This is a genomic window from Halomonas rhizosphaerae (assembly GCF_030010555.1).
GTDB lineage: Bacteria > Pseudomonadota > Gammaproteobacteria > Pseudomonadales > Halomonadaceae > Halomonas > Halomonas rhizosphaerae.
In genome coordinates, this window is sequence record NZ_JASCQP010000021.1 from 51480 (window position 1) to 70621 (window position 19142).

Sequence of the window (19142 nt, forward strand, 5' to 3'; positions counted from 1 at the left end):
GCTGTAAGCTTGAAGCCGTAAGCTGTAAGAAAAACCACTTATTCATGGGGTTACTTACAGCTTCAAGCTTACGGCTTATAGCTCCCGGCGAAGCCGGGTCAGACCTCGATATCCGCCAGGTTGCCGTAGTCCTCCAGCCAGCTCTTGCGGTCGCCGGCGCGCTTCTTGGCCAGCAGCATGTCCATCATCTCCATGGTGCCATCGCCGACCTCGCGGGTGAGCTGCACCAGGCGGCGCGTCTCCGGCGCCATGGTGGTCTCGCGCAGTTGCAGTGGGCTCATCTCGCCCAGTCCCTTGAAGCGCTGCACGTTCACCGTGCCTCGCTTGCCCTCGAGCTTGCGCAGGATGGCCGCCTTCTCGCTCTCGTCCAGGGCATAGTGCACCTCCTTGCCCAGGTCGATGCGGTAGAGCGGCGGCATGGCCACGAAGACGTGGCCGGCATCCACCAGCGCCGGGAAGTGGCGCACGAAGAGCGCGCACAGCAGGGTCGCGATATGCAGACCGTCGGAGTCGGCATCCGCGAGGATGCAGATCTTGTGGTAGCGCAGCTTGGAGAGGTTATCGCTGCCCGGGTCCATGCCCACGGCCACGGCGATGTCGTGGACTTCCTGGGAGCCGTAGATGTCATGGGACTCCACCTCCCAGGTGTTGAGGATCTTGCCGCGCAGCGGCAGGATCGCCTGGGTCTCGCGGTTGCGTGCCTGCTTGGCGCTGCCGCCGGCGCTGTCGCCCTCCACCAGGAAGAGCTCGCTGCCGGCAGGGTCCTGGCCCGAGCAGTCGGCGAGCTTGCCGGGCAGTGCCGGACCCGAGGTGACCTTCTTGCGCGCCACCTTCTTCGAGCTCTTCTGGCGGCGCTGGGCGGCACTGATCACCAGCTCGGCCAGCGCCTCGGCCTGGTCGACGTGGTGGTTGAGCCACAGCGAGAAGGCATCCTTGACCACCCCGGAGACGAAACCGGCCACGGTGCGCGACGACAGGCGCTCCTTGGTCTGGCCGGCGAACTGCGGGTCGAGCATCTTCACCGAGAGCACGTAGGAGACCCGCTCCCAGAGGTCCTCCGCGGTGAGCTTGACGCCCCGGGGCAGGAGGCTGCGGTACTCGCAGAACTCGCGCAGGGCCTCGAGCAGGCCGGACCGCAGGCCGTTGACGTGGGTGCCGCCCTGGGTCGTGGGGATCAGGTTGACATAGCTCTCGAGCAGCGGTTCGCCACCCTCGGGCAGCCACTGGATGGCCCAGTCCACGCCGTGCTCGTCATCGGCAAAATGGCCGATGAAGGGAGACGGGGGCAGCACCTCATAGCCGTCGGTGGCCTGGGCCAGGTAGTCGCGCAGGCCATCCGCGTACTGCCAGACGCTCTCGTTGCCGTCGGGCTCGACCAGGGTGACCTTGAGCCCCGGGCAGAGCACCGCCTTGGCGCGCAGCAGGTGCTTGAGCCGCGAGAGCGAGAGCCTGGGGCTGTCGAAGTAGCTCTCCTCGGGCCAGAAGCGCACCACCGTGCCGCGGGCACGCTTGAGGGCACTGCCGATCACCTGCAGCGGGGAGGCCTTGTCGCCGTGCTCGAAGGCCATGCCGTGGCGGCTGCCGTCGCGCAGCACCTCGATCTCCAGGCGCTTCGACAGGGCGTTGACCACCGAGACCCCGACCCCGTGCAGGCCGCCGGAGAAGCGGTAGCTCGACTGGGAGAACTTCCCGCCGGCGTGCAGCCGGGTCATGATCAGCTCGACCCCGGAGACGCCATGCTCGGGATGGATGTCGATGGGCATGCCGCGGCCGTCGTCGGAGACCTCGACGCCACCGTCCTCGAACAGCCGAACGGTGATCTCCCCGGCATGGCCGGCCAGTGCCTCGTCCACGCTGTTGTCGATGACCTCCTGGACCAGGTGGTTGGGCCGCGAGGTGTCGGTATACATGCCGGGGCGCTTGCGCACCGGCTCGAGGCCGGAGAGGACCTCGATGGAGCTGGCACTGTATTGCGTCATGCATCACCCAAAGTGGTTGCGATCGTTCGTGTCGCCCGGGATGCCGGCGCCCTCTGTCCCGGGGGCCTTCCTGCCGGCCCAGCCTGGCGGCAGGCCATGACCGCCGTGGGCGAGAATCGCCGGCAGGTAGTCGGCCAGCGCCGCGAGGCCATGATCCCCCTGGGGGTGCAGGATCGTCCTGGCCCCACGATACAGCGCGAAGGCCTCGGCGGGGTCCAGGGTCTCGTCGGCGGTGCCCAGCAGCAGCAGATAGCGCTCGGCCGTGACCCGTTGGGGCGTCAGTGCCTCGAGCTCCTCGAGGTGCGCGGCCTCGATGGCGAAGCGCTCGCCGGTATAGGCGTTGTCGAAACGCTCGCCGACCCATTCCGCCACCAGCCCCGCCGGGGCCACGGCCGGGTTGATCAGCACCCCTGCCAGGTCGTACCGCTCGGCGACCAGGGTCGCCAGGAAGCCCCCCATGGAGCTGCCCGCCACCAGCGGCCGCGACCCCAGCCTGGCCAGCCGCGACTCGGCCAGCGCCAGTGCCGCGGCCGGCCGGTGCGGCAGCTGCGGCGTCGCACAGGGCAACCCGAGCCACGTGCAGGCATCACGCATCAGCGCCGCCTTGGGCGAGCCACTGCCGCTGTTGAACCCATGGAGGTAGAGGACCCCGCTGGCGACCGGAAGGCGCCGGGCGCCACTCAGCATACCGCAACCCCTGTACATGCAGCCAGTGTCATCGCGAGCCGCGCTCCGCCGCCCAGACGGCCTCGATCAGGCCCCGGGTGGAGGCGTCCATGCCGGCGATGTCCGCCTGGTGCTCGAGGATCCGCTGGGTCTCGCCGGCGATCTTCTTGCCCAGTTCCACGCCCCACTGGTCGAAGGGGTTGATGTCCCAGATGGTCGCCTGGACGAACACCTTGTGCTCGTAGAGCGCGATCAGTGCGCCGAGAGTGGCCGGCGTCAGCCGGTCGAGCAGCAGGGTGCTGGAGGGCTGGTTGCCGCGATAGCGCTTGTGCACCGGACGCGGGCCGTCGTCCTCGATGGCCTCGTCGCCGAGCATCAGCACCCGTGACTGGGCGAAGCAGTTGGCGAGCGTCAGGCGATGCTGGCCCATCAGGTGGTCGCGGGTGCCGGGCTCCTCCACGTCGTCGTAGCGCACCTTGGGGGCGATGAAGTCGCACTCCACGGCCTGGGTCCCCTGATGGAGCAGCTGATAGAAGGCATGCTGGGCATTGGGTCCCAACTGGCCCCAGAGCACCGGGCAGGTGGAGTAGCCGACCTCGCGGCCGTCGTGGGTCACCGACTTGCCGTTGGACTCCATCTCCAGCTGCTCGAGATAGGCCGCGAAGAATTCCAGCCGACCGTCGTAGGGCAGGATCGAGTGGGCCCGGATGTCGAGGAAGTTGACATTCCAGATCCCCGCCAGGGCCAGCAGTACCGGCAGGTTGTCGGACAGCGGCGCCCCGCTGAAGTGGCGATCCATGGCATGGGCCCCGGCGAGCAGCTCGCGGAAGTGCGCCATGCCCACCACCAGGGCGATCGGCAGGCCGATGCCCCCCCACAGCGAGTAGCGGCCCCCCACCCACTCCCAGAACTCCAGCTGGTGCTCCTCGGCGATGCCCCACTCGTTCATCTTCTCGGGGCTCGCCGAGACGCCGATGAAGTGCTGGCGCATCACCAGTTCGGCGTCGACGCCCTCCTCCCGGTTCTCGCCCATCAGCCGGGCCATCAGCCAGTCCCGGGCGGTGCGGGCATTGGAGAGGGTATCGATGGTGGTGAAGGATTTCGACGAGAGCACGAACAGGGTGGTCTCGGGATTGAGCCGGGCCAGGTAGTCGGCCAGCTGGGAGCCATCCATGGTCGAGGCGAAGTGCACGTCGATGGTGTGCACGCCCTCCGGCTGGTAGTCGGCCAGGGCATGGGTCACCATCAGCGGGCCCAGGTCCGAGCCGCCGACCCCCAAGTTGACCACGTCGCGGATCGCCCGGCCGGTGGCGCCGCGCCATTGGCCGGCGTGGAAACGCTCGACCATGGTGGCCATGCGCTCGAGGGTGGCGTGCACCGAGGGCACCAGATCCTCGCCCTCCACCACCAGGCTGGCCTCCGGCGGCAGCCTCAGCGCGGTATGCAGGGCCGGCCTGTCCTCGCTGCGGTTGACCCGCTCCCCGGCAAGCAGGGCACGGATCGCCTCGGGGACCTCGGCCTCCCGGGCCAGGTCGAGCAGCCGGTCCAGGGTCTCGTCGCGCCAGCGCTGCTTGGAGAGATCCAGGGTCAGGCCCGCCGCCCGGCGGGTGAAGGCCGCGTGGCGCCCCGGCGCACCGCGGAACAGCTCGCTCAGGTGGGTGGTACGCATCTCGCGGGCATGCGCTGCCAGGGCCTGCCAGGCATCGTGCTGATCGATCGTGGGGTGTGTCATGGCTTCCTCCTTGACGTCCTGTCGTGCAGCCGGCGTGGGCGAGGCGTAGAATATCGCCCCTTTCCCACGATATCCGGCCAGTTCCATGAGTGACGCATCTTACCGTGACGCGATCTTTTCGACACCCCTGGACCGGGTGGCGCGCTTTTCGTTCGACGAGAAGGTCGTCGCCTGCTTTCCCGACATGATCCGCCGCTCGGTGCCGGGCTACGGCCAGATACTGGGCATGCTGGGCCTGATCGCCGCCCGCCACCTGCGCCACGGTGCCCGGGTCTATGACCTGGGTTGCTCGCTGGGCGCCAGCGCCCTGACGCTGGCCGGGAGGCTCCCGCCGGACGCCTTCCGCTACACCGGGGTGGACCTCTCCCCCGCCATGGTGGCGCGGGCCCGGGAGACCCTGGCCGCGGAGTGCCCCGACCACGTCATGGAGGTGCTCGAAGGCGATATCCGGACCCTGGACTATGCGCCCGCCGGCATGGTCGTGCTCAATTTCACCCTCCAGTTCCTCGCCCCCGAGGACCGCGATGCGGTGATCGAGCGGCTGTTCCAGACCCTGGAGCCCGGCGGCGTGCTGGTGCTCTCGGAGAAGGTCAAGGCCGCCGACGAGCAGGAGAACGCCTGGCTGGTGGAGCGCTACCACGACTTCAAGCGCGCCAACGGCTACAGCGAGATGGAGATCAGCCAGAAGCGCACGGCGCTGGAAAACGTGCTGGTGCCGGACACCCTGGCGGGCCACCACGAGCGCTTGGCCCGGGCCGGCTTCTCCCGCGCCCACACCTGGTTCCAGTTCCTCAACTTCGCCTCGCTGATCGCCTTCAAGGACGCCTGACATGCCGATCGCACCCGAACACCGCGACCTCTATCAGGCCTTTCTCGACCAGGGGCTGGACGCCTGGCTGGCCCGCCTCCCCGACCAGCTGGCCCGCGGCCTGGACCGCCAGCGCTTCGGCGACCTGCCGGCCTGGGAGAAGGCCGTGGCCAAGCTGCCCGCCCTGCCCGGCGACAGGCAGGTGCGCCTGGACGCCGACACCGTCAGCGTCGAGGTCGACCTCACCGACGGCCAACGACGCCAGGTCGAGAACCTGCTGGGCAAGCTCGCGCCCTGGCGCAAGGGACCCTACCGACTCGGCGGCATCGCGATCGACACCGAGTGGCGCTCGGACTGGAAGTGGCAGCGGGTGGCGCCGCACCTGGCGCCGCTGGCCGGCCGCCGCGTGCTGGACGTGGGGGGCGGCAATGGCTATCACGCCTGGCGCATGGCAGGCCATGGGGCGGAATTCGTGCTGGTGATCGACCCCTCGCCACGCTTCTTCTGGCAGTTCCGCGCGGTGCGCCACTTCGTCGGCGACGCCGACGGCGGCCGTACCCACTTCCTGCCGGTGGGCATCGAGGAGGTGCCCGAGGCGCTCGGCGTCTTCGACACGGTGTTCTCCATGGGCGTGCTCTACCACCGCCCCTCGCCGCTGGAACATATCCAGCAGCTCAGGGAGGCCCTGCGCCCTGGCGGCGAGCTGGTGCTGGAGACCCTGGTGGTGGCGGGCGACGAAACCACGGTGCTGCTCCCCGGAGAGCGCTATGCCGCCATGCCCAACGTCTACTTCCTGCCCTCCTCCGCCGCGCTCTGCCAGTGGCTCGAGCGCTGCGGCCTCACCAACGTGCGGGTGGTGGACGAGGCGGTGACCACCACGGACGAGCAGCGCGCCACCGCGTGGATGAGCTTCCAGTCGCTGGCCGACTTCCTCGACCCCGCGGACTCGACTCGCACACGCGAGGGTCACCCCGCCCCGCGCCGGGCGGTGGTCCTCGCCAACCGACCGGTCTGAGCCCTGGAAGGATCCGGATCTCACGCGGAATCGTCGGGCGAACCGGCCACATCACGGCGCACGGCCGCCAGCCCATGGTCTGAGATGAACCCGCGCGCCTGGGCATGTTCTGCGATCAGCACGCTGTCGGCCGCCAGCAACAGATCGCAGCGGGTGTGGCGTATCTGGTCGCGCAACCGCTGGATGTCACGCTGCCGATCCACGCGCTGGTCCACGCGACGGATATAGATCGCCTCGATACGCCCGGGATGGGCCTTGACGATTCGAGTGTAGACTTCCGGGTCATGCTGCCCGCTGTCGCCGATCAGGATGCAGGGTACCCCCTCGAACACCGCCAGCATGCGGCTGATCAGTCGCTGCTTGTGATCCTCGGCCCGACGCGGCCAGGGATGGCGAAGGGAGATGCCCCACTCGCGCAGGAACAGGATCGGCCCGACCGGAATGCGATTGAGCTGGAAGAAGGCCTCCAGCATCTCGTAGATCGCCCAGGGCCCCCGTGAGACGTAGAGGATGGGCCGCTCGCCCCGGTCATCGGCGCCGCGGTGCAGGGCCTGGTACAGCGACGCCACGCCGGGAAAGGCCGTGCGCCGATGGGGCTTCTCGATGAACAACCGATAGAGCATCCGCAGCTTGTCGGCTACCCCGGTGTACATCACGGTGTCGTCGATGTCGCTGATCACCAGCAGGTCGGTCTCGGGGGCCGGGATGTAGACCTCCACACTGGCGCGTACCGGCACCTCGTGATCGGCCGTGACCCACAGCTCGGCGCAGTGCCAGGAACGGTCGAGTGGCAGTGACGACACGAGCGGCAGGTGGGCATCGAAGTAGCCATCCCGGTCGGTGGACACGGAGACATGGCTACCACCCAGATGGATATCGACGCGGGCATCGGCCACGCCATGACGGGCGATGCGACGCACCACGTCGGCCAGGTCGCGCAGGAAGCCACGGCGAGGCACCAGCCTGCCCAGAGGCGCCTGATGAAACACGCGGCCCGTAAGGAAGGCTTCGCGCCGCGAACCATACCCTCGGTAAGGGGTGACCGTCAGGCCACCGTGGCCGTGATCCCGCTTCATCGGTCTGGCCACGACCCCCACGAGCCGCTTCACGAACAGGGAGAGGTGTCGAAGCGCCTTCTTCACCCACGCCACCCTGCCCGGTAACCAGGACGAGACTTGCCGTTCATGGACGGACACTCCTGGCCATGTCGATGATCCTAAGCCTAGTCCCGACCCGGCCGCTTCCGCACGTCCTTCACTGCCCTTGACGATGACCACCGGCAAGGGCGGCGTAGCATTGTCACCTGTGGAACAGGCCTACCGCCTCAGGATCACCAGCCAGCGTCCCAGGTTGAGGATGCTGGCCAATGAGGCCGCCACATAGGTGAAGGCGCAGGCGGTGAGCACGTGGCGGGCACCCGCCAGGTCGCGGGGCGGGATGTACTCCTTGAGCAGCGGGAGGGCGCGCTGGAAGCTGGCATCGAACTCCACCGGCAGGGTCACCAGGTGCACCAGGGCCGCGGTGCCGAAGCTGATCACCGCGGCGGCCACCACGATGGCCAGGCCGCCCGGCAGGCGGGTCAACAGGAACAGGAAGGGCGCGGCCATCATCAGCAGCGCGCCGACCTTCTCGGCCTTCTGCGCCACTGCCACCAGTCGCGAGCGCGCCAGCAGCGGCGCATATCCCTGCTGGTGCTGGATGGCATGCCCCACCTCGTGGGCCGCCACCGTCACCGCGGTGAGCGAGCGGCCCTCGTAGTGTTCCCGGGAGAGGCGCACTCGGCGCGCCTCGGGGTCGTAGTGGTCGCCTTGGTCGGTCATCTCGACCCTGACCCCCTCGAGACCGAGGCGCCGGATCAGGTGGTCCGCCAGCTCGCCCCCGGTCCCAGGATACTCCTCGCGCCCCCGGGCGTGGCGCGCCAGCACCCACTTCGCCCAGAGGTTGGGCAGCAGGAAGAGGGCCAGCAGCAGGGCGATTGCCAGGACGATCATGGGGGCAGACTCCGGGCAGGGGGCAGGTCATTGGACCTACCCTACCAGAGCCGGTTTCCTCGTCGGTGAACGTCTTGCCCCAAAACAACAACGAGCCCGGAGACGAAATCGCCGGGCTCGTGGACGGCCTAGGGAATCGGCCTACTTGAGCAGTTCGCGGATATCCTTCGCTTCCCAGTGGGGGAAGTACTTGCGCACCAGGGCGTTGAGCTCCAGCTCGAAGCCGGCCCAGTCCACCTCGCCAGTCGGTCGGTTACCCGAGCGGGCGACGCCGCGGATCATCCCCGCGCCCACGGTGACATTGGAGAGCCGGTCGATGACGATGAAGCTGCCGGTGCCCGGACTCGTGCCGTAGTCATCCAGCGGCACCTCGGCGGTCAGCTCGACCCGGCAGCGGGCGATGGCGTTGAGCTCGAGGCGCTCGGCAGGGTGGCGTTCCAGGCTGTTGACGTCCACCTGGTGGAGAATCTCGCCGACCTGCCCCGACACGGAGCGCCCGGCCAGGCGGATGTCGACCTGGCGCCCGGGGGCGAGCACCTCGTCATGCATCCAGACGATGTCGGCGTCGAAGGCATCGGCCATGGCCACCTCGGCGTCGGCGGCCACGATCCAGTCGCCCCGGGAGATGTCGATCTCGTCCTCCAGGGTCACGGTGATCGCCTGCCCAGGCCAGGCGGCCTCCAGGTCGCCGTCGAAGGTGACGATGCGCTCGACCGTGGAGGTCCGCCCGGACGGCAGCACCTTGATCGCCTGCCCCGGGCGCAGGATGCCGGCCTCGAGGGTACCGGCATAGCCCCGGAAATCCAGGTCGGGCCGGTTGACATACTGCACCGGCAGGCGCAGGTCGGTCAGGTTGCGATCGCGGCTGACCTCGATGCCCTCCAGCAGCTCGAGCAGCGGTGGGCCTGCATACCAGGGCATGCGCTCGCTGCGGTTGACCACGTTGTCGCCCTCGAGCGCCGAGAGCGGCACGAAGTGGATGTCGGGCGCGGCCAGCTGCCCGGCGAAGTCGCGATAGTCGGCGACGATCTCCTCGAAGCGAGCCTGGTCGAAGCCCACCAGGTCCATCTTGTTGACCGCGATCACCAGGTGCTGGATGCCCAGCAGGTCGGCGATGAAGCTGTGCCGGCGGGTCTGGGTCTGCACGCCATAGCGGGCATCGATCAGGATGATCGCCAGGCTCGCCGTGGAGGCCCCGGTGGCCATGTTGCGGGTGTACTGCTCGTGCCCCGGGGTGTCGGCGATGATGAACTTGCGCTTGTCGGTGGAGAAGAAGCGGTAGGCCACGTCGATGGTGATGCCCTGCTCCCGCTCGGACTGCAGGCCATCGACCAGCAGCGCCAGGTCCACCGCTTCGCCGGTGGTGCCGCTCTTCTTCGAGGCCTGGGTGATCGCAGCGAGCTGGTCGTCGAAGATCATCTTGGAGTCGTGCAGCAGGCGGCCGATCAGGGTCGACTTGCCGTCGTCGACGCTGCCGCAGGTGATGAAGCGCAGCAGGTCCTTGTTCTCGTGCTCGTGCAGGTACTGCTCGATGTTGTCGGCGATCAGGGTCGATTGGTGTGACATCAGAAATAGCCCTCGCGCTTCTTCTTCTCCATGGAGCCGGCCTGGTCGTGGTCGATGGCGCGGCCGCTGCGCTCGCTGGTGCGGGTCAGCAGCATCTCCTGGATGATCTCGGGCAGGGTGTCCGCCCGCGACTCCACGGCGCCGGTCAGCGGATAGCAGCCCAGGGTGCGGAAGCGCACCCATTTCTCCTCGGGCACCTCGCCCTCGGCCAGCGGCATCCGATCGTCGTCGACCATGATCAGCATGCCGTCGCGCTCCACCACCGGACGCGGCGCGGCGTAGTAGAGCGGCACGATGGGAATGCCCTCGAGGTGGATGTACTGCCAGATATCCAGCTCGGTCCAGTTGGAGAGTGGGAAGGCGCGGATCGACTCGCCCTTGTTGACCCGGGCGTTGTAGAGGTTCCACAGTTCCGGGCGCTGGTTCTTGGGATCCCAGCGATGGTGCCGGTCGCGGAAGGAGAACACCCGCTCCTTGGCGCGGCTGGCCTCCTCGTCACGGCGCGCCCCGCCGAAGGCGGCATCGAAGCCGTACTTGTCCAGCGCCTGCTTCAGGGACTGGGTCTTCATCACGTCGGTATAGCCGCTCGAACCATGATCGAAGGGGTTGATGCCGGCGGCACGCCCCTCCTCGTTGATGTGCTCGATCAGCTCCATGCCGGATTCGGCGGCCATGCGATCGCGGAACTCGATCATCTCGCGGAACTTCCAGGTGGTGTTGACGTGCATCAGCGGGAAGGGCGGCGGCCCGGGATAGAAGGCCTTGCGCGCCAGGTGCAGCATTACCGAGGAGTCCTTGCCGATGGAGTAGAGCATCACCGGGTTGGCGAACTCCGCCACCACCTCGCGGATGATGTGGATCGACTCGGCCTCGAGCTGCTGGAGGTGGGTCTGCCGCTGGCGCGACGGGACCAGGCCGGCGGCGGCCTCGACGGCGCTCTCGCGTGACGGTGCGTGAAGACTGCTCATGGCCCGGCTACCTCGCATGACGTTGGGCGGGTGAGATCATGCGAGACAGGGTAACGCCGGGCCAATAATAACCCAAAAGAATTAATAACTATCTTTTTATAGCCAATATGGCTATTTGTCATTCACGGGTCGACGCGCTCCACCCAGGTCGCCAGCTCGCTGTCTCGAAGCTCGATGAGGCGATAGCCCGGGCGCGAGGCCTCATCGAGGGCGAAGGTCGAGGAGCCGGGAAGGAACTGGTCGGAGGTGGCGGGGCAGCCGTAGGCCGGCACCTCGCCGTCCGCCAGGACATGGGTGCCGTGGAAGGCCTGGTGGACATGGCCGAAGAACACCGCCCGGACCTGGCGATGGGGGGCGACGACCCGCCAGAAGGCCTCGCCATCGGCCAGGCCGATCTCGTCGAGCCAGGCCGAGCCGACGGGCAGCGGCGGATGATGCATCACCAGCAGGATCGGCCGGTCGTCGGCCGCGAGACGCTCGTCCAGGGTGGCCAGGGCCGCCTCGCCCAGCTCGCCGCCGGGCCGGCCGCTCACGCGGGTATCCAGCAGCAGCGCCCGCCAGCTTCCCAGGTCCAGCTCGTCGTGTAGCGCACGACTCTCGGCCATCAGCGCCGGCTGGTCGTGGTTGCCGGGGAGCCAGAACCAGGGGGCGTCGAGCCGTGTCAGCACCTGTTCCGCCAGCCGGTAGGAAGCCGCCGTCTCGTCCTCGCTGACGTCACCGGTGACCAGCACCAGCTCCGGCCGCTCCCGGTTCACCGCCTCGACCACGGCCTCCAGCTGGCGCAGCGGGAAGCCCGCCCGGGCGCGAGCCGCAGGGTCGGCCCGCAGGTGGCAGTCGGTGAGCTGGACCAGTCGCATCAGTGCCGCATTCTCCTCAGGGCAGTTGGGGCAGGTCGAGGGAGTGGCCATGGGCCAGGCCATGGTCCAGCCATTCGCCGAGGAAGCGGTTGAGCTGCAGCTTCTCGTCGGGCTGGTGCATGCGCGAGTTGGGATAGCGGTAGCGACCGTCGAAGTGACGCTGACGCTGGAAGTCGGTGACCTCGGCCATGCGCACGTCGTGGTAGAGGTGAACGCGCATGCGCGGGGTGTCGATCATCGTGTCGAGCACCCCGCGCTGGGAGACGCGCACGATGCTGGTGTAGGGGGCACGCTCCTGGAGCTTGAGGCACAGGGCCCCCAGGCGACGGCCATGGTTGAACAGCTCGACCTCGCGGGTCTCGCCGACCTCCAGGTCGCCCAGCAGCCGGGTCAGCCGGATGAAATTGGCGGTGCACTCGCCCTGCAGGGTCTTCAGGTCGGTGACATAGGCGTTTCTCGGCACGCTACCTCCTTGCTCGCAACGATGCGCGTTCACCGGCCAGCCAGTGGAAGGCGATCAGGCACATGGCATTGTCGAGTCGCCCGGCCTGCAGGAGTTCCCAGGCCCGGGTAAACGGCAGCACATGCACGCGGATATCCTCGTGCTCCTCGTCGAGCCCGTGCACCCCACCGAGGCCACGGCTGTCGACCAGGCCACAGAACAGGGTGACCCGCTCGTCGCAGGCCCCGGGGCTCGGATAGTAGGTGTGCAGCTCGACCAGCTCGCCCACCTCGCAACCGGCCTCCTCCATGGCCTCGCGTCGCGCTACCTCGGTGACACTCTCGCCACGCTCGACCAGCCCGGCCACCACCTCCATCTTCCAGGGGGAATCGGGGTCGTCGAGGGCACCGGCGCGGAACTGCTCGACCAGCACCACGGTGTCGCGCTCCACGTCGTAGAGCAGCACCCCCACCGCATCGTGACGATGGTGCACCTCGCGCACCACCCTGCCGCTCCAGCCGCCCTCGAAGAGGCGGTGGCGCAGGTGGAGCTCCTCCAGCCGGAAGAAGCCCTGGTGCAGGCAGCGACGCTCGGCCAGGTCCACGTCGGCGGCCGTGAAGGGCACCGCGAGGGGCAGGTCCTGATCGTCTGCGGGCGGGCGGGTCTCGCTCATGCCGGTCTCCGGGTCGCGCAAAGGCTCCATTATCGGGACCGGGAGCGGGAATGCCAACCGCCCTGCCCTCCGGTGAGCCTCAGAAACGCTCCAGCAGCGCCCTGGCCTCCTCGCGCAGCGCCTCGTCGGAGGCCCGGCGAGCTTCCCTGGCCTGGCCGACCAAAGCGCGACGGGCATGCTCGCGGGCCTCGTCGTGGCGATCCTCGTCGTCGAGGAAGTCGGCATAATAGTAGTTGACGTCGATGCCCTGGGGGCGAATCGACAAGGCGCGGCGAAACATCCTGTCGGCGGTCTCGTCATCGCCGAAGGCCACCGGCCACCCCGGCGCCCGGTGATAGAGGGCTCCCAGGGTCACCCAGGCGGAGCCGTTGTGCCCCTCGGGGTCGAGCTCGACGGCACGCTCCAGGGCATCGCGGGCGCTCTTGGCGCTGGAGAGCGCGCCCAGGCCACTGCGCTCGCGGGCCCAGGACGCCTCGATGATGCCCTGCCATACCAGCGGCGTGGCCGCGTTTGGGTGCTCGGCCACCAGCCGCTCGGCCTGACCGGCCAACGCCTTGAGGCCATCGCCACGCTCGCCCTCGGCCTGCTCGGTGATCACCCGCTCCCAATGGTTCTTGATGCCTTCCACCCGGGCCTCCCAGGCGTGGACACTCGCCAGCGGCAGGGTGGCCAGGCTCAAGCCCAGGGCGGTGGCAAGCAGTCGGCGTCGCATCATCTCGCATCTCCTTCGGGGTATTGGCATTGTGGTTCCCTTCCGCAATGTAACGAACGTTTGAATGATTCACCAGCCATGCCTGGCTTGGCCAGATCGACCGCTTGGCGTATGTTCGCCGTCAGACACCAGACCGCGAGGAACGCCATGAAAGGCCGCAACATGACGCGCTGGCGGGACCCCGCCAAGGACCCGCGCCAGGAACCCAAGAGCAACCTGATCACCGCCGAGGGGGCCGAGCGGCTGCGCGGCATCCTCGACCACCTCTCGAGGGTCAAGCGCCCAGCCCTCTCGGCCAAGGTGGGCGAGGCGGCGGCACTGGGCGACCGCAGCGAGAACGCCGACTACACCTACAACAAGAAGGAGCTCAACCGGGTCATCGCCCGCATCCGCTACCTGACCAAGCGCCTCGACGAACTCACCGTGGTGGACCGCCTGCCGGCGGATACCGACAAGGTCTTCTTCGGCGCCTTCGTCACCCTGGAGGACGAGGAGGGCGAGGAGATGCGCATCCGCCTCGTCGGGCATGACGAGACCGACACCACCAAGCGCTGGATCAGCGTCGACGCCCCGCTGGCGAAGGCCCTGCTCGGCAGGGCGCTGGACGACGAGGTGACGGTGACCGCCCCGGGCGGCGAGACCACCTACGTGATCACCGAGATCGTCTATCGCGACCCGCGGGCATAGGAGGCTCACTATGCCGGTCGTCTTCCACTACAAGGGGACGGTTTTTCTTCTTCTCCAACGAAGGCAACCCGCTGGAGCCCATCCATATCCATGCCGAGAGTGGTGATGGGGAAGCCAAGATATGGCTCGACCCGCAGGTCGCTATCGCCAGCAGCGCTGGCTACAATCGAAAGCAGTTGTCACAGCTCATGCAACTGGTTGAAGAACATCGTAGTGAAATCGAGAGGGCCTGGAATGAGCATTTCCGCCAAGACCGTCGGCTTTGACGACTACACCATGTGGGTCGAGCTCAACGACGGTAGAACATTGGGCATTCCACTGGCCTGGTTTCCCCGGCTGCTGCACGCAAGTCCAGTCGAAAGGGCCAAGTGTCGTATCAGCTATTCCGGCAAGGGCCTGCACTGGGATGATCTTGACGAAGACATCTCTGTCGAGGGCCTCCTCGCCGGTCGTGGCGACGTGACTCAGCACCATGAGCACGTTGCCTGATCAACCCTTCACCGCCCGATAGACCCGGAAGCGCCGGTCGTCGGCCAGGACCTCGAAGGCGCCGAAGGCGCGCTCCAGCAGGTCCGGATAGGGCAGGAAGGCGTTGGCCACCAGGATCAGCTGGCCGCCGGGGTGCAGGTGGTCGGGGGCCTCGAGGATCAACCGCCCCGCGGGGCCATAGTCGATCGCCCGCTCCTGGTGGAAGGGCGGGTTACTGACGATGGCATCGAAGCGTCGCTCCCCCAGCGCCGTGTAGACATCGCTCGCCAGGACCTCGCCCTCGAGGTCGTTGGCTGCCAGGGTGCGTCGGGTCGCCTCCACCGCGAAGTGGCCCACATCCACTGCCGTGACCCGCGCCCCATGCCGGGCCAGCCAGGCCGCCAGGATGCCGTCGCCGCAGCCCACGTCGAGAACATCATGCTGCGTCGCCGGGAGAAAAGCAGGCAACGTCTCCAGCAGCAGCCGGGTACCATCATCCAGCTTGCCGTGGCCGAACACACCCGGATGGCTGACCAGCCGAATGCTTTCTGCCTCGAAGGTGGTCCAGGCATCGTCCGGGTCGATGCCCACCCGGTCCAGGCGGGTCGCATAGAGCCCGCAGCGCCGTGCGCTGTCCACCTTGCGACAGCCCAGCCCCAGGGCCGCCAGCGCCTTGAGAACCCGCTTGATGCCGCCCTGGTTCTCGCCCACCAGCTGCAGCGGGGTACCCGGCGGCAGGTGGGCACATAGCCACAGCAGCCACCACTCGCCCAGGGCGTGGCTCTTGGGCCAGAACAGCACCGCCCCCGGCGGGGCCGGTATCCCACCCTCGAAGGGCGAATACGCCGCCCTCCCCCGCAACCGCCAGGCCGCGAGAATGCCCTGGTCGGCGGAGAGCAGGCTCCTCTCCCCGGCTTCCAGCCAGGCGTCCCTGGGTGGCGCAACCCACAGCCAGCCGCAGTAGTCTGCATCCTGGCGCTCCAGCAGCTCGCAGACGGGGGTCTCGGCACTCATGCGGTGGTCTCCTCGGGGGGACGTATCGGTCGCTGCAGGGTATAGAGCAGGTAGCGACCCAGACGCCAGTGGGGGTCGACGCGACAATAGCGCTGCTCCAGTGCCAGCAGGCGTTCCCGGTCGGCATCGCTCTCCGGCGGTTGGCGCAGATAGTCGGCGAAGACCCGGATGCCCGCCATCTCACGGATTACCAGGCCACTCTCGGCGCTCCAGGCCTCGACCTGGCCATGAGTCAGCGGCGAGATCGGCGTCAACCGCTTGCGCAGCCCCCTGCCCTCGAGTCGGTCGGCCAGGGCTTTCTCCAGATTGCCCTTGACCACGTTGGAGAGCCTGAGGGCGTCCCGGTTGAACACCATCAGCGAGAGCTGACCGCCTGGCGACAGCAGGCCGGCCAGGGTGGCCAGGGCCCCGCGCGGATCCGCGAGCCACTCCAGCACGGCATGGCAGACGATCAACGGCCAGGGGCCGGGCGCCAGCTCGGGAAGCGCCTGGAGCGGCGCCTGCAGAACGTTCACCTCCCGGCCCGCCAACTGCTCCCGCGCCTGGGCCAGCATCTCGCCAGAGGGCTCGGCCAAGGTCACCGCATGGCCACGTGCGGCAAACCAGTCGGCCTGCTGGCCCAGGCCGCCACCTACGTCGAGCAGCGGCTGGCCGCGAAGGTCGAGCATCTCGGGCAGCAGGCGGTCGAGCAGCGCCAGACGCAGCTCGCCGCGGGCCCCGCCGTAGAGGCTCGCGGCGAACTTGTCGGCCAGGCCGTCGAAGTGACGGTCACCAGCCGGTGAAAGAGGAGAAACGGGTTCGGACATGCCGGCCACCGGTCGCGGGTTTGCCGTGCATTCTACTCGGGAATCCCGCCGGACTCATGGCCCGCGGCAAGGCCCAGGCCCACTGCGGGTTTATCTCGGCGGTTCAGGCGCTTATAATGCGCCCGGTCGCGCCCCCATAGCTCAGCTGGATAGAGCGTCCCCCTCCTAAGGGGAAGGTCTCAGGTTCGAATCCTGATGGGGGCGCCAGTAATTTCAATGATTTGCGTAAAAACAAGCAATCATTTCCATAGTCAAGATCGCTTTCGCCCCTACATACGCCCCCGCACTCTCCTGAGTAGGCCCCAAGATTCGGGCAACTACGCGACTCCAGCAACTGGGTGTACTGGCGCCTCATCTCCAGCCCGAGGCCCATGGGCGAATCAGGTTCTTCTCCCCAAAGTTGTCGATGGATATTCCCCATCCTCCAGGCAGCGCGTCAGCACGTCGGCGTTTCGCTCGCTGCAGTGGTTCGCTGAACAAGCAGTTGATCGATTCGCTGTCCATCCATGTCGACGACTTCGATCCGCCAGTCGCCGACAGTCACGTGCTGGCCCACCTTCGGCAGTTCCTCGGCCCGGTGCAGGACGAGGCCGGCCACGGTCTCGTAGTCAGAAGCCTCCTCCAGCGTGATGCCGATGTGGTCGGCGAACTCGTCGACAGGCATCGAGCCGGCGACTAGCAGGGAGCCGTCCGATCGCTCGACCAGCTTGGGTTCGTTCACTTCCGCGTCATCGAATCCCCCTGTGATGGCGCTGAGAATATCCATGGGGGTGATGATGCCCTCGAAATGACCGTACTCATCGTAGACGAGGAGCATTTGCTCGGGGGCTGCCTTGAGTTGCTCGATCACCTGCATTGCCGGCAGGGCATCGTTGACCACCGGGGCAGGTCGCAGGAGCGATCCGGGATCGAAGCCTTCTTCCGCCACCTGCAGAAGATCACGACTGTGAAGGATGCCGACGATGTCGTCCTGCCCGCCATAACGCAGCGGGAGGCGTGAGCGGCCGGAGGCGAGAAACCGGGCGAGGATCTCAGTACGGGTATCGCCGATCTCGGCAAGCTCGACCTCGTGCCGCGGGGTCATCAAGCCGCGTGCGCAGCGGTCGGCGATGCGCATGACCCCGGCGATCATCCTGGTTTCCCCCTTCTCGATGGTGCCAGCGCCCTCCGCCTCGGTGATGAGCGTCCGGATCTCTTCGTCGCTGACAACAGCCTTCTGCTTGCCCGAATGTCCGATCAGCATGAGCACGAGCTTGCCCGACCGGTCCAGCAGCCAGACGAGGGGCAGGGCAGCGCGGGAAAGAAGCTGCATCGCCGGCGCAATGCGGGAAGCGACCGACTCTGGGTTGGCCAACGCGATCTGCTTGGGAACGAGTTCGCCGATGATCAGGGAGAGGTAGGTAATGACGACGACGACCATACCGACGCCCAGCGGGTCGGCGAGGCGTGCAGGAATCCCGAGGCCAGGCAGCGCTTCGGCGAGCCGGATACCCAGCGTCGCCCCGGAGAAGGCACCGGAGAGCACACCGACCAGGGTGATCCCGATCTGGACAGTCGAGAGAAACCGCCCCGGGTCCTCGGAGAGAGCGAGGGCGATTCTGGCCCCCTGCGAGCCGCCCGCGGCGCGTGTCTTGAGGCGCGTCGGTCGGGAGGAGACGATCGCCAGCTCCGACATGGCGAGCAGGCCGTTCAGCAGGATCAGGGCCAGGACGATGAGGGTGTCGAGGAGCATAGGACTCGGTAGGGGGGACAACGGCAGGTAGCGCTCAGGAGAGTCCGCCACAAGGGGGAGAGCCGTTTGATGATGGCACAGGACCCGTGTGACCGTCACGGTACGACGCGAGTCAAAGCGGCGCTCCCTCGCGGTTTCCACTGTCCCCCACCGCTCCCTTTCGGCCTTGCCGGACCGGGGCGGTGAGACGTTTCCCGGGGGCACTGCATGCACGTCGGCTATCCCTGATACTCACTGACATGCAGCACCTCGGTACGCTCTCTAACGAGCCTAACGAGCGAAGCTGCCGAGGGCCACTTCGTAGGAGCGTTGGATATGGTCATCCATCAGCGCCCTCGCCCCCTTGACGTCCCTGGCCAGCGCCAGTTCCACCAGCTCGCCATGCTGAGCATCAAGCACGTGTCGAACCTCCGGCTCCCCGGGCGCCAGGCGCCGGTAGCGGTCAAACTGGTCGTGCAACTGCTCGATGAAGCGCAGCAGCCACGCGGAACCACAGGGCGCCACCAGCGTGCGATGGAAGCGCATGTGCAGCCGCTCCCATTCCTCTTCCATCTCCGGCGCCTCGTCGGCACGTTTCAAGCGATGTGCCGCCGCCAGCAGCTCTGACTCCCATTCGGCGTCGCCTCGCTGAATGGCCCGCTCCAGCGCCATGCCCTCCAGTGCACGCCGCATGTCGGCGATATCATCGAGCTCGTCGCGCGCCAGACGCGGCACCCGGAAGCCACGCTGGTTCTCCTGAATCAGCAGACCATAGGCCGCAAGGCGATTGAGGGCTTCGCGCAGCGGACTCAGGCCCACCCCGTAGCGCTCCTTGAGGGCACTGATCGCCAGCTTCTCGCCGGCGGTGAAGCGTCCATTGACCAGGTCCTGCCGCAGGGTGTCGTAGATCCAACTGGACGCCGTTACCCCCTCCTTGCGTTCGAAGATCCCCATACTGCCTCCCCGTGGCCTCCACACATTGAAGGTTGACGCTGCTTTCTGTTGCAAACTATATTCTAGACCAAATAATCGATTTTTTATCTAAAA

At 67.5% G+C, this 19142-nt stretch carries 20 protein-coding genes and 1 tRNA gene; 6 read left to right on the forward strand and 15 right to left on the reverse strand.

Annotated elements, in window-relative coordinates:
- Positions 1–98 precede the first annotated feature (98 nt).
- From parE to pgi, 3 genes are read right to left on the reverse strand one after another with little or no spacing between them, the layout of a single operon-like run.
- Positions 99–1979, reverse strand: coding sequence for a DNA topoisomerase IV subunit B (parE, locus tag QLQ83_RS06970; RefSeq protein ID WP_282734795.1), 1881 nt, complete (start codon positions 1977–1979; stop codon positions 99–101).
- Positions 1980–1982: 3 nt separating this feature from the next.
- Positions 1983–2666, reverse strand: coding sequence for a YqiA/YcfP family alpha/beta fold hydrolase (locus tag QLQ83_RS06975; RefSeq protein ID WP_282734796.1), 684 nt, complete (start codon positions 2664–2666; stop codon positions 1983–1985).
- 28 nt (positions 2667–2694) lie between these two features.
- Positions 2695–4377, reverse strand: coding sequence for a glucose-6-phosphate isomerase (gene pgi, locus QLQ83_RS06980; protein ID WP_282734797.1), 1683 nt, complete (start codon positions 4375–4377; stop codon positions 2695–2697).
- An 85-nt stretch (positions 4378–4462) separates the two neighbouring features.
- Between pgi and cmoA the strand changes: the two genes are divergently transcribed.
- Positions 4463–5206, forward strand: a complete 744-nt coding sequence (gene cmoA, locus QLQ83_RS06985; RefSeq protein WP_282734798.1) for a carboxy-S-adenosyl-L-methionine synthase CmoA — start codon at positions 4463–4465, stop codon at positions 5204–5206.
- A 1-nt stretch (position 5207) separates the two neighbouring features.
- Positions 5208–6200: a tRNA 5-methoxyuridine(34)/uridine 5-oxyacetic acid(34) synthase CmoB gene (gene cmoB, locus QLQ83_RS06990; RefSeq protein WP_282734799.1), complete on the forward strand. Its 993-nt coding sequence runs from the start codon at positions 5208–5210 to the stop codon at positions 6198–6200.
- 20 nt (positions 6201–6220) lie between these two features.
- On the opposite strand, the gene QLQ83_RS06995 is transcribed toward cmoB, so the two are convergent.
- From QLQ83_RS06995 to QLQ83_RS07030, 8 genes are all read right to left on the reverse strand, one after another.
- The gene (locus QLQ83_RS06995; RefSeq protein ID WP_282734965.1) at positions 6221–7276 is read right to left on the reverse strand and encodes an App1 family protein; all 1056 of its coding nucleotides are present in this window, start codon (positions 7274–7276) and stop codon (positions 6221–6223) included.
- Between the two features lie 240 nt (positions 7277–7516).
- Entirely contained in the window at positions 7517–8191 is a 675-nt protein-coding gene (locus QLQ83_RS07000) for a zinc metallopeptidase (RefSeq protein ID WP_282734800.1), read from the reverse strand.
- Positions 8192–8332: 141 nt separating this feature from the next.
- Positions 8333–9757: a sulfate adenylyltransferase subunit CysN gene (gene cysN, locus QLQ83_RS07005; protein WP_282734801.1), complete on the reverse strand. Its 1425-nt coding sequence runs from the start codon at positions 9755–9757 to the stop codon at positions 8333–8335.
- Complete coding sequence (gene cysD / locus QLQ83_RS07010) at positions 9757–10725, reverse strand: sulfate adenylyltransferase subunit CysD (RefSeq protein ID WP_282734802.1); 969 nt, start codon at positions 10723–10725, stop codon at positions 9757–9759. Before cysD ends, cysN begins: the two co-directional genes overlap by 1 nt.
- A gap of 122 nt (positions 10726–10847) precedes the next feature.
- Positions 10848–11582, reverse strand: coding sequence for a phosphodiesterase (locus tag QLQ83_RS07015; RefSeq protein WP_282734803.1), 735 nt, complete (start codon positions 11580–11582; stop codon positions 10848–10850).
- A 16-nt stretch (positions 11583–11598) separates the two neighbouring features.
- On the reverse strand, positions 11599–12045 hold the full coding sequence (locus tag QLQ83_RS07020; protein ID WP_282734804.1) for a DUF1249 domain-containing protein: 447 nt from the start codon (positions 12043–12045) through the stop codon (positions 11599–11601).
- 1 nt (position 12046) lies between these two features.
- On the reverse strand, positions 12047–12697 hold the full coding sequence (locus tag QLQ83_RS07025; protein WP_282734805.1) for an NUDIX domain-containing protein: 651 nt from the start codon (positions 12695–12697) through the stop codon (positions 12047–12049).
- Positions 12698–12776: 79 nt separating this feature from the next.
- The gene (locus tag QLQ83_RS07030; protein WP_282734806.1) at positions 12777–13412 is read right to left on the reverse strand and encodes a tetratricopeptide repeat protein; all 636 of its coding nucleotides are present in this window, start codon (positions 13410–13412) and stop codon (positions 12777–12779) included.
- A 144-nt stretch (positions 13413–13556) separates the two neighbouring features.
- On the opposite strand from QLQ83_RS07030, the gene greB reads away from it, so the two are divergent.
- The 3 genes from greB to QLQ83_RS07045 all read left to right on the forward strand — a co-directional run bounded on the left by greB (position 13557) and on the right by QLQ83_RS07045 (position 14585).
- Complete coding sequence (gene greB / locus QLQ83_RS07035; protein WP_282734807.1) at positions 13557–14096, forward strand: transcription elongation factor GreB; 540 nt, start codon at positions 13557–13559, stop codon at positions 14094–14096.
- 86 nt (positions 14097–14182) lie between these two features.
- Positions 14183–14362 (forward strand): DUF4160 domain-containing protein, encoded by a 180-nt coding sequence (locus QLQ83_RS07040; protein WP_282734966.1) that lies wholly within the window; start codon positions 14183–14185, stop codon positions 14360–14362.
- Positions 14331–14585, forward strand: a complete 255-nt coding sequence (locus tag QLQ83_RS07045) for a DUF2442 domain-containing protein (RefSeq protein ID WP_282734808.1) — start codon at positions 14331–14333, stop codon at positions 14583–14585. Before QLQ83_RS07040 ends, QLQ83_RS07045 begins: the two co-directional genes overlap by 32 nt.
- Here the strand turns inward: QLQ83_RS07045 and QLQ83_RS07050 are convergent, their stop codons facing one another.
- Positions 14586–15578 (reverse strand): class I SAM-dependent methyltransferase, encoded by a 993-nt coding sequence (locus QLQ83_RS07050; RefSeq protein ID WP_282734809.1) that lies wholly within the window; start codon positions 15576–15578, stop codon positions 14586–14588.
- Positions 15575–16384: a methyltransferase domain-containing protein gene (locus tag QLQ83_RS07055; protein WP_282734810.1), complete on the reverse strand. Its 810-nt coding sequence runs from the start codon at positions 16382–16384 to the stop codon at positions 15575–15577. The genes QLQ83_RS07050 and QLQ83_RS07055 overlap by 4 nt, the downstream gene beginning before the upstream one ends.
- Positions 16385–16514: 130 nt before the next feature.
- On the opposite strand from QLQ83_RS07055, the gene QLQ83_RS07060 reads away from it, so the two are divergent.
- A tRNA-Arg gene (locus QLQ83_RS07060) sits at positions 16515–16591 on the forward strand.
- 229 nt (positions 16592–16820) lie between these two features.
- Here QLQ83_RS07060 and QLQ83_RS07065 read toward each other — a convergent pair.
- Both QLQ83_RS07065 and QLQ83_RS07070 read right to left on the reverse strand, forming a co-directional pair.
- A complete protein-coding gene (locus QLQ83_RS07065) occupies positions 16821–18116 on the reverse strand; it encodes a hemolysin family protein (protein WP_282734811.1) in 1296 nt (431 codons plus the stop codon).
- A gap of 270 nt (positions 18117–18386) precedes the next feature.
- Positions 18387–19049 carry a GntR family transcriptional regulator gene (locus QLQ83_RS07070; protein ID WP_282734812.1) on the reverse strand — a complete coding sequence of 221 codons (663 nt, stop codon included), beginning with the start codon at positions 19047–19049 and terminating at the stop codon, positions 18387–18389.
- Positions 19050–19142 lie beyond the last annotated feature (93 nt).

Bases quoted from the DNA above. Each gene is read 5' to 3' on its own strand.
- parE (WP_282734795.1), bottom strand. From the start codon at position 1,979: ATGACGCAATACAGTGCCAGCTCCATCGAGGTCCTCTCCGGCCTCGAG.
- QLQ83_RS06975 (WP_282734796.1), bottom strand. From the start codon at position 2,666: ATGCTGAGTGGCGCCCGGCGCCTTCCGGTCGCCAGCGGGGTCCTCTAC.
- pgi (WP_282734797.1), bottom strand. From the start codon at position 4,377: ATGACACACCCCACGATCGATCAGCACGATGCCTGGCAGGCCCTGGCA.
- cmoA (WP_282734798.1), top strand. From the start codon at position 4,463: ATGAGTGACGCATCTTACCGTGACGCGATCTTTTCGACACCCCTGGAC.
- cmoB (WP_282734799.1), top strand. From the start codon at position 5,208: ATGCCGATCGCACCCGAACACCGCGACCTCTATCAGGCCTTTCTCGAC.
- QLQ83_RS06995 (WP_282734965.1), bottom strand. From the start codon at position 7,276: ATGAAGCGGGATCACGGCCACGGTGGCCTGACGGTCACCCCTTACCGA.
- QLQ83_RS07000 (WP_282734800.1), bottom strand. From the start codon at position 8,191: ATGATCGTCCTGGCAATCGCCCTGCTGCTGGCCCTCTTCCTGCTGCCC.
- cysN (WP_282734801.1), bottom strand. From the start codon at position 9,757: ATGTCACACCAATCGACCCTGATCGCCGACAACATCGAGCAGTACCTG.
- cysD (WP_282734802.1), bottom strand. From the start codon at position 10,725: ATGAGCAGTCTTCACGCACCGTCACGCGAGAGCGCCGTCGAGGCCGCC.
- QLQ83_RS07015 (WP_282734803.1), bottom strand. From the start codon at position 11,582: ATGCGACTGGTCCAGCTCACCGACTGCCACCTGCGGGCCGACCCTGCG.
- QLQ83_RS07025 (WP_282734805.1), bottom strand. From the start codon at position 12,697: ATGAGCGAGACCCGCCCGCCCGCAGACGATCAGGACCTGCCCCTCGCG.
- QLQ83_RS07030 (WP_282734806.1), bottom strand. From the start codon at position 13,412: ATGATGCGACGCCGACTGCTTGCCACCGCCCTGGGCTTGAGCCTGGCC.
- greB (WP_282734807.1), top strand. From the start codon at position 13,557: ATGAAAGGCCGCAACATGACGCGCTGGCGGGACCCCGCCAAGGACCCG.
- QLQ83_RS07045 (WP_282734808.1), top strand. From the start codon at position 14,331: ATGAGCATTTCCGCCAAGACCGTCGGCTTTGACGACTACACCATGTGG.
- QLQ83_RS07050 (WP_282734809.1), bottom strand. From the start codon at position 15,578: ATGAGTGCCGAGACCCCCGTCTGCGAGCTGCTGGAGCGCCAGGATGCA.
- QLQ83_RS07055 (WP_282734810.1), bottom strand. From the start codon at position 16,384: ATGTCCGAACCCGTTTCTCCTCTTTCACCGGCTGGTGACCGTCACTTC.
- QLQ83_RS07065 (WP_282734811.1), bottom strand. From the start codon at position 18,116: ATGCTCCTCGACACCCTCATCGTCCTGGCCCTGATCCTGCTGAACGGC.
- QLQ83_RS07070 (WP_282734812.1), bottom strand. From the start codon at position 19,049: ATGGGGATCTTCGAACGCAAGGAGGGGGTAACGGCGTCCAGTTGGATC.